This is a genomic window from Enterococcus sp. 7F3_DIV0205 (assembly GCF_002141365.2).
Taxonomy (GTDB): Bacteria; Bacillota; Bacilli; order Lactobacillales; family Enterococcaceae; genus Enterococcus_L; species Enterococcus_L palustris.
This window is the reverse complement of record NZ_CP147244.1, coordinates 1,851,491-1,867,111: the sequence shown is the minus strand read 5'-3', so window position 1 is coordinate 1,867,111 and position 15,621 is coordinate 1,851,491. Positions and strand designations below refer to the sequence as shown.

At 35.6% G+C, this 15,621-nt stretch carries 15 protein-coding genes; 11 read left to right on the top strand and 4 right to left on the bottom strand.

The features are described from left to right. The first annotated feature begins 161 nt into the window (after positions 1–161). The 7 genes from A5821_RS08850 (at position 162) to A5821_RS08820 (ending at position 7,920) form a co-directional block, all read left to right on the top strand. Positions 162–845 (top strand): class I SAM-dependent methyltransferase, encoded by a 684-nt coding sequence (locus A5821_RS08850; RefSeq protein ID WP_086314179.1) that lies wholly within the window; start codon positions 162–164, stop codon positions 843–845. Between the two features lie 174 nt (positions 846–1,019). Further along, positions 1,020–2,183, top strand: coding sequence for a cation diffusion facilitator family transporter (locus A5821_RS08845; protein WP_170922983.1), 1,164 nt, complete (start codon positions 1,020–1,022; stop codon positions 2,181–2,183). Between the two features lie 148 nt (positions 2,184–2,331). Next, positions 2,332–2,658 (top strand): hypothetical protein, encoded by a 327-nt coding sequence (locus A5821_RS08840; RefSeq protein ID WP_086314177.1) that lies wholly within the window; start codon positions 2,332–2,334, stop codon positions 2,656–2,658. 131 nt (positions 2,659–2,789) lie between these two features. Further along, complete coding sequence (locus tag A5821_RS08835; protein WP_086314176.1) at positions 2,790–4,451, top strand: MutS-related protein; 1,662 nt, start codon at positions 2,790–2,792, stop codon at positions 4,449–4,451. A gap of 246 nt (positions 4,452–4,697) precedes the next feature. Continuing rightward, entirely contained in the window at positions 4,698–6,521 is a 1,824-nt protein-coding gene (locus A5821_RS08830) for an amino acid permease (protein ID WP_086314334.1), read from the top strand. Positions 6,522–6,663: 142 nt separating this feature from the next. Continuing rightward, positions 6,664–7,572 (top strand): prenyltransferase, encoded by a 909-nt coding sequence (locus A5821_RS08825; protein WP_086314175.1) that lies wholly within the window; start codon positions 6,664–6,666, stop codon positions 7,570–7,572. A gap of 141 nt (positions 7,573–7,713) precedes the next feature. After that, positions 7,714–7,920 (top strand): hypothetical protein, encoded by a 207-nt coding sequence (locus A5821_RS08820; protein WP_086314174.1) that lies wholly within the window; start codon positions 7,714–7,716, stop codon positions 7,918–7,920. Positions 7,921–8,100: 180 nt separating this feature from the next. Here A5821_RS08820 and A5821_RS08815 read toward each other — a convergent pair whose 3' ends face one another. The 4 genes from A5821_RS08815 to A5821_RS08800 are packed head-to-tail and all read right to left on the bottom strand — an operon-like array spanning position 8,101 to position 11,540. Continuing rightward, a complete protein-coding gene (locus tag A5821_RS08815) occupies positions 8,101–8,775 on the bottom strand; it encodes an ABC transporter permease (RefSeq protein ID WP_010771082.1) in 675 nt (224 codons plus the stop codon). Then, the gene (locus A5821_RS08810) at positions 8,775–9,710 is read right to left on the bottom strand and encodes an osmoprotectant ABC transporter substrate-binding protein (RefSeq protein WP_170922982.1); all 936 of its coding nucleotides are present in this window, start codon (positions 9,708–9,710) and stop codon (positions 8,775–8,777) included. Before A5821_RS08810 ends, A5821_RS08815 begins: the two co-directional genes overlap by 1 nt. Further along, on the bottom strand, positions 9,707–10,342 hold the full coding sequence (locus A5821_RS08805; protein ID WP_010762608.1) for an ABC transporter permease: 636 nt from the start codon (positions 10,340–10,342) through the stop codon (positions 9,707–9,709). The genes A5821_RS08810 and A5821_RS08805 overlap by 4 nt, the downstream gene beginning before the upstream one ends. A 4-nt stretch (positions 10,343–10,346) precedes the next feature. Further along, the gene (locus A5821_RS08800) at positions 10,347–11,540 is read right to left on the bottom strand and encodes a betaine/proline/choline family ABC transporter ATP-binding protein (RefSeq protein ID WP_170922981.1); all 1,194 of its coding nucleotides are present in this window, start codon (positions 11,538–11,540) and stop codon (positions 10,347–10,349) included. Positions 11,541–11,841: 301 nt separating this feature from the next. Here A5821_RS08800 and A5821_RS08795 point away from each other — a divergent pair, with 301 nt between their 5' ends. The 4 genes from A5821_RS08795 to A5821_RS08780 all read left to right on the top strand — a co-directional run bounded on the left by A5821_RS08795 (position 11,842) and on the right by A5821_RS08780 (position 15,619). After that, positions 11,842–13,830 (top strand): glycosyltransferase family 2 protein, encoded by a 1,989-nt coding sequence (locus tag A5821_RS08795; RefSeq protein ID WP_086314171.1) that lies wholly within the window; start codon positions 11,842–11,844, stop codon positions 13,828–13,830. An 18-nt stretch (positions 13,831–13,848) separates the two neighbouring features. After that, positions 13,849–14,538, top strand: coding sequence for a hypothetical protein (locus tag A5821_RS08790; RefSeq protein WP_086314170.1), 690 nt, complete (start codon positions 13,849–13,851; stop codon positions 14,536–14,538). 38 nt (positions 14,539–14,576) lie between these two features. Beyond that, the gene (locus tag A5821_RS08785; protein ID WP_086314169.1) at positions 14,577–15,113 is read left to right on the top strand and encodes a hypothetical protein; all 537 of its coding nucleotides are present in this window, start codon (positions 14,577–14,579) and stop codon (positions 15,111–15,113) included. A gap of 188 nt (positions 15,114–15,301) precedes the next feature. Further along, positions 15,302–15,619, top strand: a complete 318-nt coding sequence (locus tag A5821_RS08780) for a PadR family transcriptional regulator (RefSeq protein WP_086314168.1) — start codon at positions 15,302–15,304, stop codon at positions 15,617–15,619. Positions 15,620–15,621 lie beyond the last annotated feature (2 nt).

Sequence of the window (15,621 nt, the reverse complement as noted above, 5' to 3'; positions counted from 1 at the left end):
GAGTGGGATATGACTCGAAGAGTTATGTCCCGCTCACTTTTTCTATATTATTTTGGTTTATATAAGAAATCCACATGAGAGGTTATTAGGATTGAATTGCTATCGAAATTGACTAGTGGTATAAAAGAAAGAGGACATAGAGAAGAAAGTGAGGCGTAAAAATGGCAGATTGGAATACGTTATTTTATGATAAAAAGAATATTGAGATGATGCCTGAACCTGAGGTTATTAAATTTGTAGAGCTTTTAAAAAAAGAATTCCCTAAAGAGCAAGAGAGAAAAGTTTGGGATTTAGGTTGTGGAGCTGGTCGTCATAGTCTTGTTCTTGGTCAAATGAACTGTACTGTTTTTATTAGTGATAATTCTAGTAACGCAATTGAATTGACCAAGAAAAAATTAGATGAAAATAAAATTACTTACACAGATAGGCTCATCTCAATGGAGAACTACCCGTGGAATCAGAAAGAATTTTTACATGGTGTGTTTAGTTGGAATGTTTTACAGCATAATACAGTAAAGAAAATAACAGAGGCGGTAAATTGTATCTATGAGTCACTTGTTCCAAACGGATATTTTTTAGGAAGTATTAAGTCAACTAAGGCAGATTTATATGGCAAAGGTGAAGAAATAGAAAAAAATACATTTATTTTAAATGAAGGGAAAGAGAAAGGAATTATTCACCATTATTTTGATGAGGAAGGAATCAAGAAACTCTTTCCGACGGATAAATGGGAAATAGTTGTATTAGCTGAACAAGTAGTAAACTACGTCTCAAAAGTAGAAAAATTTTGGGAAATTAATCCATTTAGGTATACCACGTGGTGTATTCTAGTAAAAAAACGATAAGAGAGTGTCGTCATCTTTCAAGGTACCCCTAACAAAAAAACGAAGAATGCCCATCAATCAACTTGGGGTATTCTAAACAATAAAAAGTCACTAATAAAAGTAGCTTTTCACTATACAAACTCTTGAAATCATTTTATAGTCTTAAGATATGCTAAAAACGAGGTAGGGGTTATCATGATAAATTTTTTAATTGAGCGTTTTGAAAAAAGACAACAAAAAAGTTCAGATATTCGAACAGCATTTGGGATTTTTGCCGGAATCGTCGGCTTGTTATCTAACTTGCTGCTCTTTGTAAGTAAGCTATTGATTGGATTGATTTCTGGTAGTGTGTCGATCATGGCAGATGCGATGAATAATTTATCGGATACGGTGTCATCAGTTCTAACCTTAGTTGGATTTTATATTTCTGGTAAACCAGCAGACGAAGAGCATCCATATGGTCATGAACGATTTGAATATATCAGCGGCATGTTGGTTTCATTGTTGATTACGTTTGTTGGGTTTCAGTTTTTTATGACGTCAATCGACCGAATCAAAGATCCGCAGAGTATCAAAGTAACTCCTGTGATCTTGATCGTGCTGTTGTTGTCTATTTTAATTAAGGTGTGGCAAAGTGTTTTTTATAAACGAGTAGCTAAAAAAATTGATTCTAACACTTTAATTGCAACGGCTAAAGATAGTTTGAATGATGTATTTACAACGATTGCTGTTTTAGTTTCAGCGACAGTCGAAGGGCTTACAGGACTGAAAATTGATGGAATTGTAGGGTTATTGATTGCTTGTTATATTATTTTTAGCGGATTGCAGTTGATTCGGGAATTTGTGAATGAGTTGATGGGATTGCGTCCAGATCAAGCGGCAATCGATCAGATGAAGCTGTATTTATCCTCTGTTCCAGATATTGTAGGCTACCATGATTTACTGATCCATCAATATGGACCGAATAAAACATTTGCTTCAGTTCATATCGAAATTGATGACCGCTGGGATTTAACACAAGCGCATGAAACGATCGATGAGATCGAAAAGAAATTTAAAGAACAATTAGGTGTGGATCTTGTTTGCCATATTGATCCGGTGAATTTACATGACCAAAGACAACAGTTTATTCACCAAGAACTAAAGAAAATCATTAAAGGAATCAATCCAGATCTTAAAGGACATGATATTCGGTTAGTAGATCATGGTGGAAGGCCTCGTATTTTATTTGACTTAGTTGTGCCAAATCATTTTAAGGCAACAGATCAAGAACTAAAAATCCGCCTACAAGAACAGGTGTACAGAAAAATTGGTGATTATACAGTAGAAGTAATCTTTGATCATAATTATTTACTTTAAATCTATCGGTAATTATACAATAATTATATTAATTTGGTTGTTTTTCTCAAAAAAATATATAAAAGTAGTTATTTTTACTAAAAAAATGAGAAAATCCAGACTTCTAACATGGTAACATAGGGATGGAGTGTTAGGAGGAATTATAAAAATGGATACTAATTTAGTATTGGTACTATATTTTCTGGTTGTAGTAATCGTTGTGTTAACGCTAGTTATTGTCAGAGACAAGCAATTTTTAAGGAGTTTATTGGGGAAAAAAGATTTACAACAAGAAGAGATCACGGATTTAAAGTTAGAGAAAGTCCGTTTAAAACATATTATAAAAATGCAGGACGAAACGATCTCCCATATGTTGACATCAAATGCTCAGTATACCAAACCGATCAGACTTGAGTATCTAAATCAAGATACGCCTTCAGAGCAAGAATGGCATTTAGATGAGTACGAGAGCCTAAATCGAGAGTATTATCAATAGGAAAAACAGCTGAGAGCGGACTTAAAGAGTTCGCCCTCAGCTGTTTTTTGAGTTTCAAAAGGGATAAGTCAATTTTTTCTTGTAACGAACGCTATAAAAAACTATACTGAAAGAAAAAAGGGGGATGTTGGATGGAGGCTCAATTGATCGTATTGGGATTTGTTGGACTGATTATTTTGATTATTATCGTAATGGAAATTTATAATCGCTTAAAATTAAAAGCAATGGTCAAAAGTAAATGGGGAGCATTTCCTAGCGCACGTTTTTTTGATAAAGAAGAGAGTTTAAAAGAAGCTTGGCGTAAGGCTAAAAAATACAGAAGTTATGACAGTGAGATCGATGATATTACTTGGTATGATTTAGATGGCTTTATATTATTTGAACGGATTAATGGCACGTATTCAAGTGTAGGAGCGGAAGCTTTATATCAACGATTACGTAATTTTAACTTCTCTGAAAAAAGTCATGATCGTTTAGAAACATTGATCGACTATTATAAACAAAATCCAACGATTCGAGAAGAAATTCAATTTCAGTTTGCCTGTTTGGGGAAACAAGATCATAATCATGTTGAAAGTTATTTAAGCGAAACAAGAAATCAGGAATTACCAAATACAACATTTTATTTATTTTGCGGATTATTACCGATTGCCGCTTTACTTTTTGTGCTAGTGTTCCCAATGACTTTGTCCGTTTTAGTACTTTTAGGGTCAATATTGTTTAATGTTATCTATTATCAGATAAAGAAGGAAAAATTACAGCGAGAATTGATTTGTATGGGGTATTTGGTGCAAACGGTCGTTTGCGCAAAGAAATTAGAGAAGATAAAAACCCCATTTCAAGAAGAACTAACGAAAAATCTTAAACCTCTTGCCTCAATGACGAAATTTGGTATTTCTTTTAGAATGAAGTCTAATAGTGAGGCTGAAATGATGTTTGATTATTTAGCAATGATTTTCATGTTGCCTTTTATTTCGTATAATTTTGTTTTGAAGAAGCTAACAAATTATGAAGTGCAGGCGAAAGAAATGTGGCGTTTACTTGGAGAATTAGAGGTGGCAGCAGCTGTGCTAAATTTTAGAACGGTAATGCCTGATACGAGCCAACCAATATTTTCAGAGGAAATTGTGGTGACTGGAACAGAAGTATATCATCCTTTATTAGCAACACCTGTGCCAAATGAGGTGAATTGGACTAAAAACACCCTTGTAACGGGTTCTAATGCTTCAGGGAAGTCAACCTATGTCAAGAGTGTAGCCATCAGCTGCATCCTTTCTGCGACGATCCACACGGCCTTAGCTACAAAGTTCCAATTACCATTTGGTCATATCTTGACCTCGATGGCAGTTGAAGATGATATCTTTGAAGGAGACAGTTATTTTGTGGCAGAAACAAAATCTGTTAAACGAGTGCTGGATCTTGCTGAAACGAAAGTGCCTTGTCTATGCTTTATTGATGAAATATTAAAAGGAACGAATACCATCGAACGAATCTCTGCCTCATCTAGTATGATTCATTGGCTAGGAAAATACCCATCGCTTGCTTTTGTTGCCACACATGATATCGAGCTGACAGAAATTTTAAAAGAGTCATGCGATAATGTTCATTTTGAAGAACAAGTAACGAAAGAACAAGGCGTGACGTTTGATTATCTCTTAAAGCAAGGGCCAGCCACGACGAGAAATGCGATTCAGTTATTACATGTACTGAATTATCCGGAAAGTGTTGTTGAACTGGCGAAAAGAGAAGCGAGCTACTTTGATGAACATCGCACGTGGCAAACATTAAAATAGAGGTCAAGACAAGAACCGCCAATAAGGTGGTTCTTGTCTTTTTTTCTGAAAAGAGGGGCTTGATAAAATAAAGCCCTGAGAGTTTCTTTAATAAAAAAGGAGGAAGGAATGAATATTCAACTAGTTTAACAGGTAAATAATTGACAATCGTAATGTATGAGCGTAGCATATGTGATTGTTTATGGAAAAAGCATGTTTTTTTCTGAAAACAGAAGAGAAATAATCAGAGAAGGAGAGATTGACCAAGTGGACTATTTAAAACGATTGTTTATCGGAAAACCTTTAAAATCTACTGATAATGATGAGCATAAATTAAGCCGATTTGCAGCGTTAGCTTTATTATCATCAGACGCATTATCTTCGATTGCTTATGGTACAGAACAAATCGTTGTTGTACTTGTTACGTTATCTGCTGCTGCTATATGGTATTCATTGCCGATTGCTGCTTTTGTTATTATTTTACTTATTTCATTAACGTTATCTTATCGGCAAATCATCCATGCCTATCCTCATGGCGGTGGAGCGTACGTTGTCAGCAGTGAAAATTTAGGAAAGAATGCAGGGTTAGTGGCTGGCGGATCGTTGCTAGTGGATTATATGTTGACTGTTGCGGTTTCTGTTTCTGCAGGAGCAGAGGCGATCATTTCAGCGGTTCCTGCTTTGTATGGTCATCAAGTAGCTATTTCGATCGTGATTGTTTTGTTGATCATGTTGATGAATTTACGCGGTCTAAGAGAGTCTGCAAGTTTTTTGATGTTTCCTGTGTATAGTTTTATTGCAGTCATCACTCTGTTGATTGCAACAGGCTTATTTAAAATTATTACTGGAGCTGTTCCCTTACATGCTACAGCAATCCCTGGCACTGTAGTTCCAGGGATCACGATTGCTTTGATTTTACGAGCCTTTTCTTCTGGTTCTTCTTCATTGACTGGGGTTGAAGCAATCAGTAATGCGGTGCCTTTTTTCAAAAAGCCTAGAGCAAAAAATGCGGCAGGAACATTAACTTTGATGGCTGCGATTTTAGGGTTTTTCTTTGTTGGAATCACGTTTATCAACTATTGGTATGGAATCGTTCCTAAAACAGAAGTGACAGTATTAGCACAAATTGGAAAAGCAGTCTTCGGACAAAATATTCTTTATTATGTACTGCAGTTTACGACAGCGCTGATTTTAGCTGTGGCTGCTAATACAGGTTTTTCGGCTTTTCCAGTATTGGCCTATAATTTAGCGAAGGATAAGTTTATGCCGCATATGTATATGGACCGTGGGGATCGTTTAGGTTATTCAAATGGGATTTTGACTTTGGCAGCTGGATCAGTGGTCTTGTTATTGATTTTCCAAGGGTCAACGGAGCGATTAATTCCACTTTATTCAATCGGTGTATTTATTCCATTTGCTTTATCTCAGACAGGAATGGTGCTTAAATGGCGGAAGGAGACTAACAAATGGTTGTCAAAATCGATTGCTAATATTATTGGAGCATTGATTTCGTATGGTATTATCGTTATTTTATTCATGTATCGCTTAGGTGATATCTGGCCATTCTTTATTATAATGCCCGTTTTGATTTTTGTTTTTTACAGCATCCATGCCCATTACAAAAATGTAGCGGAGCAATTGCGTGTGGAAGAAACGGCGGAACAGCAGAAATTTTATGGGAATACTGTTATTGTTTTAGTGGGAAACGCAACGCAAGCCAATGTAGGGGCAGTAAATTATGCTCGTTCGATTGGTGACTATGTAGTTGCGATGCATGTATCATTAGACGAAAACAAAGAAAAAGAACAGGAAATTGAAACAGAATTTAAAAAACATTTTCCAGATATACGTTTCTCTGTGGTTCATTCTTCTTATCGGTCGATCACCAATCCAATTCTTCGATATGTAGATATCGTCAGTAAAAATTCTGCGAAACGAAATTATACGACGACAGTGTTGATTCCTCAATTTGTTCCGAATCGGCGCTGGCAAAACATTTTGCATAATCAAACGAGCTTACGTTTACGTCTAAAATTATCTTGGCGGGAAAATATTGTCGTTGCGACCTACAGTTATCATTTGAAAAAGTAAAACTAAAGCTATAAGATTATTCGTTTATTGGATAACTTATAGCTTTTTCATTGTGAAGGAGGGTAATATTATTCTTCTATCTTGAAAGAAGGTATAATCGTTTGTAAGTTATTCATAAAAAAGGGTTTAGATTGGAGCAGAAATGACACTTAAAATTTTATGGGAGTTAGGAGAAATCTATACAACTCCGCTTGATTGGTTTTTGGTCTTATTGGGAATGGCTTATAGCAGTTATGCTCAAGGAAGTTTTTTCAATTGGCGTATTCTTATTTTCTTAATTGTCTTATTTCTTTATCATATCACGATGAATGTGTTTAATAATTATATGGATTATCAAAATGCGAAAGATGATCATTATAAAAAACAAACGAGCACAGTTAGTAAATGGAACCTTTCTCTAAAAACAGTGAAAAGGATTTTTTTATTTTTTCTGTTCATTTCTTTGTTTTTTGGCGCTATTTTAGTTTTTAGTACGGATGGCTTAGTGTTGATTTTGGGGCTTGTAGGATATTATGTTGGTTTTGGTTATTCTTATGGGAGAAGACCGATCAATAGTTTACCAATAGCGGAGACGATTCCAGCAGTATTAAGTGGTTTTATGATTCCGATAATCAGTGCTTACTTGGCGAATTATGGGGCGTCTAGTTTAACGTTGCATTCACTTTGGGGCATGCTGATGGCTTTTATGCCGATGTTTTTCTGTATGTTTAATAACTTACTGGCAAATAATACATGTGATCTTGAGGAAGATATTAAAAATGGGCGTAAGACACTTGTCTATTATATTGGCAAGAAAAATAGTGTTTTATTGCTTATCCTGTTAACGTGTTTAAGTTATGTTTCAATTTTGGTAGCCGTTTATTTTAATCAGGCTCCGGTTTTGACCTTAGGGATGATGTTACTATTTCCGATTACTTTAAACGTGTTGCGACCTTATTTTAAACAACAAATAAAAAAACAGACTTTTCCATTAGTCCTTAAAGGGATGTCATTGATTATGCTTGGGTATCCAGTTGTTTATTGGATTGGAAGTTTTATTAATCAGCAATAGCAATAAATGCTTATGAATACTGAGATGAAGCTATGAGTTGAGATGTTGGAAACAGATGGGATCAGTATTGTTTTTTAGTATTGGTGGTACTGCTTTAATTAACTATTAAGTAAAAAATGTAAACAGAAAGGACTTCAATATATGAATACAAAGTTTGTTAAAGTGATTGGTTATGTCATTATTTTTGCATCAATACTGATATCGTTACTATTTAGTTTAAATCCTGATAAAATTCTTGTTGATGGGAATCCCTTAGAGACAGGCTATATGATAGCGAAAACTCTTTTTATCATTACTACTCTGATTATCTCAACTATTCTTGGCGTTCAATTGATCAACAAAAAATAGTCTTGTTTTCATAAGTAAGAAAGTTGAGATGACAGAATTTGCTTTATTATCCAATAATAAGGAAAGACATTCACTTCTATTCGGCAATTAATCTGCAGAATAGAGGTGAATGTCGTTTTTTTTAGTATCTAATTTACTTATAAGAGAAGCGCTTCTTATGGATAAAAAAGCTGTTATTGTTTAATTCGTTGAATGTTTACTCGCTGGATCCAAGCGGCGTTCGATTATGCCTAATACCCAGTCCGTAATGATTGCCATCAAAGCAGTCGGTAACGCCCCAACAAGGATGATTGCTGTACCATCCGTCGCATTGGTTCCGCGAATAATGATATCACCAAGACCACCTGCTCCTACAAAAGCACCAATGGCTGTGATCCCGATCGCCACAACTAAAGCATTCCGAATCCCTGCCATGATCACAGAAACTGACAGTGGCAATTCCACCATGTAAAGTCGTTGCCACTTTGTCATACCCATTCCTTTACCCACATCTAAAATATTTCGATCGACCTGAATCATTCCAGTATACGTATTTTTGATGATCGGTAATAGAGAATAGAGAAAGACGGTAACGATAACTGTATTGACACCAAGTCCAAGACCGAGCATTAAAATTGAAAGCATCGCCAATGAAGGGACCGTTTGAATCAAGTTTGCGATACTCACGACCCAGCCAGCCATTTTTCTTCTGCGGGCAATGAAAATTCCAATCGGTATTCCAACAATCGCGGCAAATAATACACCGTAGATGGAAATCAGAAAATGTCGGACAAATTGGCTCAATACGTAGCTGCCGTTTTGTTCAAAGTAATAAATAAACTGTTGCAGTAAATTCATATCTTGTAGATTCTGCATTATTTTCCACCTCCTTCAGATTCGAAGAAATGGTGTTCTTTTAAGAAATTATCGGCTACAGTCGCAGGTTCCATTAAATCGTTGTCCGCTTGATAATTTAATTTTTGCATTGTTTCTGTTGAAATTTGTCCAGATAACTTAGCTAGAACATCATTCAATTCAGGATGTTCATTTAAAAGGGCATCTGTTACAACAGCACAAGCATCATAAGGCGGGAAGAAATGAAGATCATCTTCTAAAATAACAAGGTCGTAACTGCCGATTCGGCCATCTGTTGAATAACCTAATACGACATCCATCTTGTTCGCCGCAACAGCATCATAAACTAAACCAATCTGCATCGGAAAAACACGCTTGAAGTCAAAACCATATGTTTCTGTAAAGCCTTTGTAACCATCACCTTTACGATCGATCCAAGAGGTATCAACACCTGCTGTTAATTGATCGCCGACTTTTTTGAGGTCACTGATGGTTTTTAGATTATACTTTTTAGCGGTTTCTTGTGTAACCATAAATGCATAGGTATTGGCAAATCCGTAAGAGTTAAACCATTTTTGCTGAAATCTTTTTTGAAATTCAGATTGTACAACATCAAAGGCTTTTTTAGGATCTTTGATCGGCTCTAAATTTAATGTAGTTGTTAAATCAGTCCCGGTATAACGGGCGGCTGAAATTTGTGCATCGCCATTCATCATGGCTTGATGATTGATTGTCGTTGTGGCTAAATTGTTGATGATTGTTGTTTTTTCGTCCGTGTAATGCTCGATCATCCCAGCAACTAAGCTTGCTAATATTTGAGCTTCTGAGGTAATTCCACCTGTAATGGAAATAGTCGACTCATCAGAGTTAGAAGCTAGTCCTGGTAAAGAGCAACCTGATAATAATAAAGCGCTACAAAACGTTATGAGTAATAATTTTAATTTTTGTTTCATCATTCTGCCTCCTTCAATGCTTTAGGAGTTAATTTCTTCTCTAACAGACCTAATAACAAGTCTGCCGCTAAAGCTAAAATAGTAACAGGAATGGTTCCAGCAAAAATCAAATCTGGCTGATAATTATTTAATCCGCTGAAAATAAAGTCTCCAAGACCACCTGCGCCGATGTAAGAGGCAAGTGTTGCCCAAGCGATGACATACACCGCAGCCAGACGAATCCCCGCCATGATGGTCGGCATTGCGATAGGCAACTCGACCATAAAAATCGATTGTACATTCGTCATGCCCATCCCTTTGGCGGCATCTTTATAATCAGAACTGACTTCTTTGATCCCAATATACGTATTTCTTAAAATAGGGAGTAATGAATAAATAAACAAAGCGATAATCGCTGGAATTTTACCGACACCAAAGATCGGAATCATCAATGCGAGTAAGGCTAATGAAGGGACAGTCTGTAAGGCACTGGTCAAGCCGATGACGATGGCAGCTGTCCTTTTAGTTCTAGTTAATAAAATCCCGATCGGTACTGCAAATAAAATCCCCAAAAGAAGTGCGACACCTGAAATGAAAATATGCTCACCGATTTTAGTAACAAGTTCATTTCCTCTTTCTAAAAGAAACTGATTCATTTTTCTACACCTCCGCTTGAGGCTGTTTGACATCAGTTGATTCTGTTTCGTTTGAAGCAGGAGTTACATCTTCTGTTTCTTCTTCACCCCAGATAACGTCGTACACGATATCTACAAGTGAGGCTCTGGTTAAGATTCCAACTACCTTTTGTTGGTCATCCACGACAGGAACATATTTTAAACCGCGTTTTAATATTCGTTGCAACGTATCTCGTAGTAAGGAAGATTTTTTTACAAAGAAGACTTTTGGATTCATGATATCACTCACACTAGTAGCTGTATTTCTACGACGGTCAAGCGTTTCAACATCAATAAACCCTTTTAAAACACCAGCTCCGTCAACGACCAAGAGTGTATCAACTCGTTTTTCTCTCATGAGCTTGATAGCTTCTGATAATGATTTTTCTGGCGTGATCGTGATGGCGTTGTTTAGCATCACTTCACCAACTGTGGTAATATCCGGTTTGGCTTGGATCAAGCGGTCTTCACCAATCAATTCTTCAACAAATTCATTAACTGGATGACGTAAAATATTATCTGGTGTATCAAACTGGATGACTTTTCCTTCGCTCATAATCGCAATTCGATTTGATAATTTCAGTGCTTCATCCATATCATGAGTAACAAACACAATGGTTTTTCCTAATCGTTCCTGTAAGTCTTTAACTAAATCTTGTAAAGAATCCCTTGTAATAGGATCTAACGCGCCAAAAGGTTCATCCATCAAGATGATGTCTTGATTGGCTGCAAGGGCACGAACGACCCCGATTCTTTGTTGTTGACCACCAGAAAGTTCATTTGGATAACGGTCAAGCATTTCTCTAGGTAGTTCAACTAAATCGATCATTTTTTCTGCGATCTTGTTCCGTTCTTCTAGGTCGACTTTTAATAACTTAGGTACAAGCACGATGTTTTCTCTGATTGTCATGTGTGGCATCAAGCCGATATTTTGAATAACGTACCCGATTTTTCTGCGTAATTCTACTGGATTGATGGTTTGAATATCTTCACCATTAATTAAGATTTTTCCTTTTGATGGATCCGTCATCCGATTGATCATCCGCATAGAAGTTGTTTTTCCGCTACCACTGGTTCCGATAAAGCAGATAAATTCACCTTTATCAAAAGACAGATTGATGTCATCTACAGCGATTTTACCGCCTTTGTAAATTTTTGAAACATGTTGAAATTCGATCAACTTTCTCACCCCAAATTCTTTTTTCTGTGTCTCGTTTCCTAATTGATTTCAGTGTTTCCTAACAAACGTTTCTACTACTAGTATGCTACAAAACAGTGATTTGGACAAATCAGATGTTTTTTTTCATATTATTAGGTTAAAAATAACTCATAAAAAGCAAGGGAGGTAAGGGGAATGAGATAAAAAGGTACAACAAGTTCTTGTATTGACTATTATTCTATTGACAATAGCTAGAAAGCTTAGTATATTGTTGACTAGCGACTACTAGTTTATGAATAATAGGAGGTAAAAAGGAGAGCACATGGAAAAATTTGGGTTAGGATATTTGGTATTTAGTTTAAGTTATTTATTTTTGTTTTACCTTGTTTCTAAGAAAGATGTAAAGTATCGAAAATTTGTATTAACTGGTTTCGTAATTATTCAGTTTGTTTACTTAGTTTGGCGTTTTCTTTATACGATTCCAAGTGGAAATATTGTCGAAACACTTGCAGGAAGTCTATTGTATTTGGCAGAATTTATGGGGTTTGTCCAAGCGTTTACTTTGGTCATTTTGTTTTGGAAACCGTATAAGCGTGCTGAAAAATCATTAGATGAATTGAAGACGTTACCTACAGTTGATATTTTGATAGCTACATATAATGAAAATATTGAAATTTTAGAAAGAACAGTTGTTGGTTGTTTATCGATTGATTATCCAAAAGAATTATTGAAGATTTATCTTTGCGATGACGGAGACCGTTCAATAGTTAGAAAATTAGCAGAAAAACATCGGGTAGAATTTATAGCTCGTCCAACGCATGAGCATGCTAAAGCAGGAAATTTAAATTATGCTTTGACAAAAACCGATGGAGAAATCATTGTGACACAAGATGCCGATATGGTACCTAAACGGGAATTTCTACAACGAACACTGGGCTATTTTGCTGAGGAAAAAGTTGGATTTATCCAAACACCTCAAACCTTTTTTAATTCAGATATTTTTCAACATAATTTGTATTTAGATAGCGAGATTAATAATGAACAAGACTTTTTTATGCGTAGTTTAGAAGAGGGGAAAGATCAATTTAATGCAGTCCTTTATGTAGGAAGTAATGCCTTATTCAAACGCAGTGCACTTGATTCGATTGGTGGATTCACAACAGGTGTGATCACAGAGGATATGGCTACAGGCTTGCTGTTGCAAAATAATGGTTGGAAAGGCGTATTTGTCAATGAAGCACTTGCCTCTGGCCTTTCACCAGAAACCTTAGCTGATTTTGTAAAACAGCGTGATCGTTGGGGACGAGGCAATGTCCAAGTTGCAAAAAAGTATACCTTAAAGAAACTGAAAAATTTATCATTTATTCAAAAATGGTTTTATCTTGATGGTGTCTTGTATTGGTATGGGGGAATGTATAAACTGATTTATTTACTTTGTCCATTTTTGTATCTAGTTTTTGATATATCCAGTTTAAAAACGACTTTGTCGCAGTTAGTAGTATTCTGGCTACCTGCTTTTCTGTCTGGAAGTGTGATGTACAAATCAGTTGCCAGAAAAAAATACAATTCTTTTATAAGTAATATTTATGAATTAGTTACTGCACCACAAGTATCTTGGGCAGTTTGGAAAGAAACCTTGTTTAGTCCTAAAAAGAACAAGAAGTTTCATGTGACGATCAAAGGAATTCAAGGCGAAAAGGGCTATTTTGATTGGCGTAATTGTAAAGTACAAATTTTATTATTAGCAGCAAACTGTTTTGCGTTGGTTTTCTATATTTTACAATTAGATTTTGCGCATTTACAGTGGTGGGATATTTTCACTATCAATATTTATTGGTTATTTTATAATATTGTCAGTTTGACTGTTGCAGTCTCCGTAGCATATGAGCGCCCGCGTTTGCCAATGATTATCCCCGTTGATTATCAAGGAGAACTAGTAAAAGAAGACCAAGTGATTCCAGTTCAAATCAATTTTTTAGGTGAAAAAAGTATAAGTATCACAGTTTCCCAAAAAGATCCTTACTTGAGCGTATTGTTAAATCAAGAAGAAGGTTTTCTTTCTTTTCAAAAAATAAAAAATGTAAAAGCAATTCGTTCGCGTATGATTAATATAGGCGGACAAGTTGAAATTACTTTTAAAATCCAAAAATTTTCACGCAAAAATCACTATCGTTGGTTAGGTCTGATTTATTCAGATCCAAAGTATGGAGTTGGAGACATTCATTCTATCAGAGTTAAGTTTTATACGATTTTTAAATATATAGTCAAAAATAGAAAAGATGCACAAAAAAATCAACAGTTATTGTCATAAAAGGAGCCAATTAGACGTATGAAAAAAAAGAGAATAATTATTATATTAGCTTTTATAGTTGTTGTTTTGACTGGATGCGCAAAGAATGCTGATCCTAAAGATGTTGCCACAGCTTTTATCAATAATGTCATTTATGGTAAAGATAAGGAAGCAGCAGAGCAGTATTTTTATCAATTAGATGCACCTAGTGAAGCCGATTTGGTTCAGGATTTTTCTGAATTGTTTAAACTTTCAAAAGAACAGGCAAAAGAATTAGTAGAGATTTATCAGGAACGACTTGAAAAGGAAACCCATTTTTCTATAACGATGAATGACAGTACATCAAAAAAACAAGAAGCTACAGTAACGGTTACTGGGCTAGATCAGACAAAGTTTGATCAAATGATTGATCAAAAAACGGATGAAGAATTAGTAAAATGGCTACAGAACAAGGGCTATGATAAGCTTAAAAAGTTGGATGATATTGATAATATTTCCGATGAAAAACAATTAAATGGGATTTTAAACGAATTAAATGCATTAAAAGATAAAGACCTTAATCAAATTCAATTTGAAGCATTAAAAGAAGCATTTAAAGAATTGAAAGCAGCAGAGAAGCCAAAAACGATTCGTTTAGAGCTGGAACCAGATAAGAAAGAAAAAAAATATTGGACTATTATAGATGAAGAGAAACGTTTTAATGAATTGCTGGATGCTTTCCAAGGATAACTACAGTAAAGAAATATGTTGATTAAGGAGAAGTTAGAATGAAAAAATTTATAGTATTTTGCATAGCTCTTTTGATGATAGGGATCGGGACCACTCAGACATTAAATACCGCAGATGCTGGATTTTCTAAAGATGAGGTAGTTAGAGCGCGTTTTGCTTTGAAAAGAGAACGGCTCGCTGAAGTTGTATCAAAAAAGATCGCTCATGTTGAAAACTCAATCAAGAAAAAATTGAAAGAGCAAGAAGCAAAGAAAGTTCAAAAACAAAAAGAAGAAACAGAAAAAAAAGCAGCAGCTAAAAAAGCAGAGGAAGAAAAAGTAGTCAATCAAGTTGCGGCTCAAGATGTGGAAAAAGAGCAAACAGCTACTCAGCAGCCGATAGAAGATACACAAGTATCGCCTGTACCAGAAAATGTAGAAGCAGCTGAAGCTGTTTCTGGTGCTTCAGCAAGCGGGCGAGAAAGAGGCCAAAAAAACAGAGAGTGGGGCGAACAATTGAGTGATCCTAATTTGACACCAGAAGAGCGTCAAGGTATCATTCAAGAGAAAAAGAATTACAACCGCAATAACCACTGACAAAGCACTTTGAAGCAAGGCTGATTTTAAGGTCGTTTAGAAAATTGATTTTATATAGACAAGAGGACTCTTTTTTAAGAGGATATCAAGTTAATTTAGTCCTTTTTTCTTAGTCAATTTATTTCAGTGGACAGTTATGGAGATAGCGGGTAATTTGTCAATCAAAACTGTGATAAGGGGATTGAGCGATGAGGGCTTCTAGCCAATTTAAAAAAGGTGCTTTAGAGATGTGTGTGCTTCATTTTATTCAAAAAGAAGATCGATATGGTTATGAGTTAACACAACGAGTGAATCAATTTATACCGATTACTGAAGGGGCGCTTTACCCAGTTTTGCGTCGATTAGTCAAGGAAGAATATTGTGTCATTTATACCAAAGAATCGCCAGATGGTCCTTCCAGAAAGTATTACCAAATGACCAAAAAGGGAATAGAGTATTTGGAAACTTTGGAACGTGATTGGGATGAATTCGTTGAACAAGTGAGTAAACTGAGGGAGGCAGATTAGTG

Coding starts and splice junctions, on each gene's coding strand:
- A5821_RS08840 (WP_086314177.1), top strand. CDS start 2,332: ATGGATACTAATTTAGTATTGGTACTATATTTTCTGGTTGTAGTAATC.
- A5821_RS08785 (WP_086314169.1), top strand. CDS start 14,577: ATGAAAAAATTTATAGTATTTTGCATAGCTCTTTTGATGATAGGGATC.
- A5821_RS08805 (WP_010762608.1), bottom strand. CDS start 10,342: ATGAATCAGTTTCTTTTAGAAAGAGGAAATGAACTTGTTACTAAAATC.
- A5821_RS08820 (WP_086314174.1), top strand. CDS start 7,714: ATGAATACAAAGTTTGTTAAAGTGATTGGTTATGTCATTATTTTTGCA.
- A5821_RS08795 (WP_086314171.1), top strand. CDS start 11,842: ATGGAAAAATTTGGGTTAGGATATTTGGTATTTAGTTTAAGTTATTTA.
- A5821_RS08810 (WP_170922982.1), bottom strand. CDS start 9,710: ATGATGAAACAAAAATTAAAATTATTACTCATAACGTTTTGTAGCGCT.
- A5821_RS08815 (WP_010771082.1), bottom strand. CDS start 8,775: ATGCAGAATCTACAAGATATGAATTTACTGCAACAGTTTATTTATTAC.
- A5821_RS08825 (WP_086314175.1), top strand. CDS start 6,664: ATGACACTTAAAATTTTATGGGAGTTAGGAGAAATCTATACAACTCCG.
- A5821_RS08780 (WP_086314168.1), top strand. CDS start 15,302: ATGAGGGCTTCTAGCCAATTTAAAAAAGGTGCTTTAGAGATGTGTGTG.
- A5821_RS08835 (WP_086314176.1), top strand. CDS start 2,790: ATGGAGGCTCAATTGATCGTATTGGGATTTGTTGGACTGATTATTTTG.
- A5821_RS08845 (WP_170922983.1), top strand. CDS start 1,020: ATGATAAATTTTTTAATTGAGCGTTTTGAAAAAAGACAACAAAAAAGT.
- A5821_RS08790 (WP_086314170.1), top strand. CDS start 13,849: ATGAAAAAAAAGAGAATAATTATTATATTAGCTTTTATAGTTGTTGTT.
- A5821_RS08850 (WP_086314179.1), top strand. CDS start 162: ATGGCAGATTGGAATACGTTATTTTATGATAAAAAGAATATTGAGATG.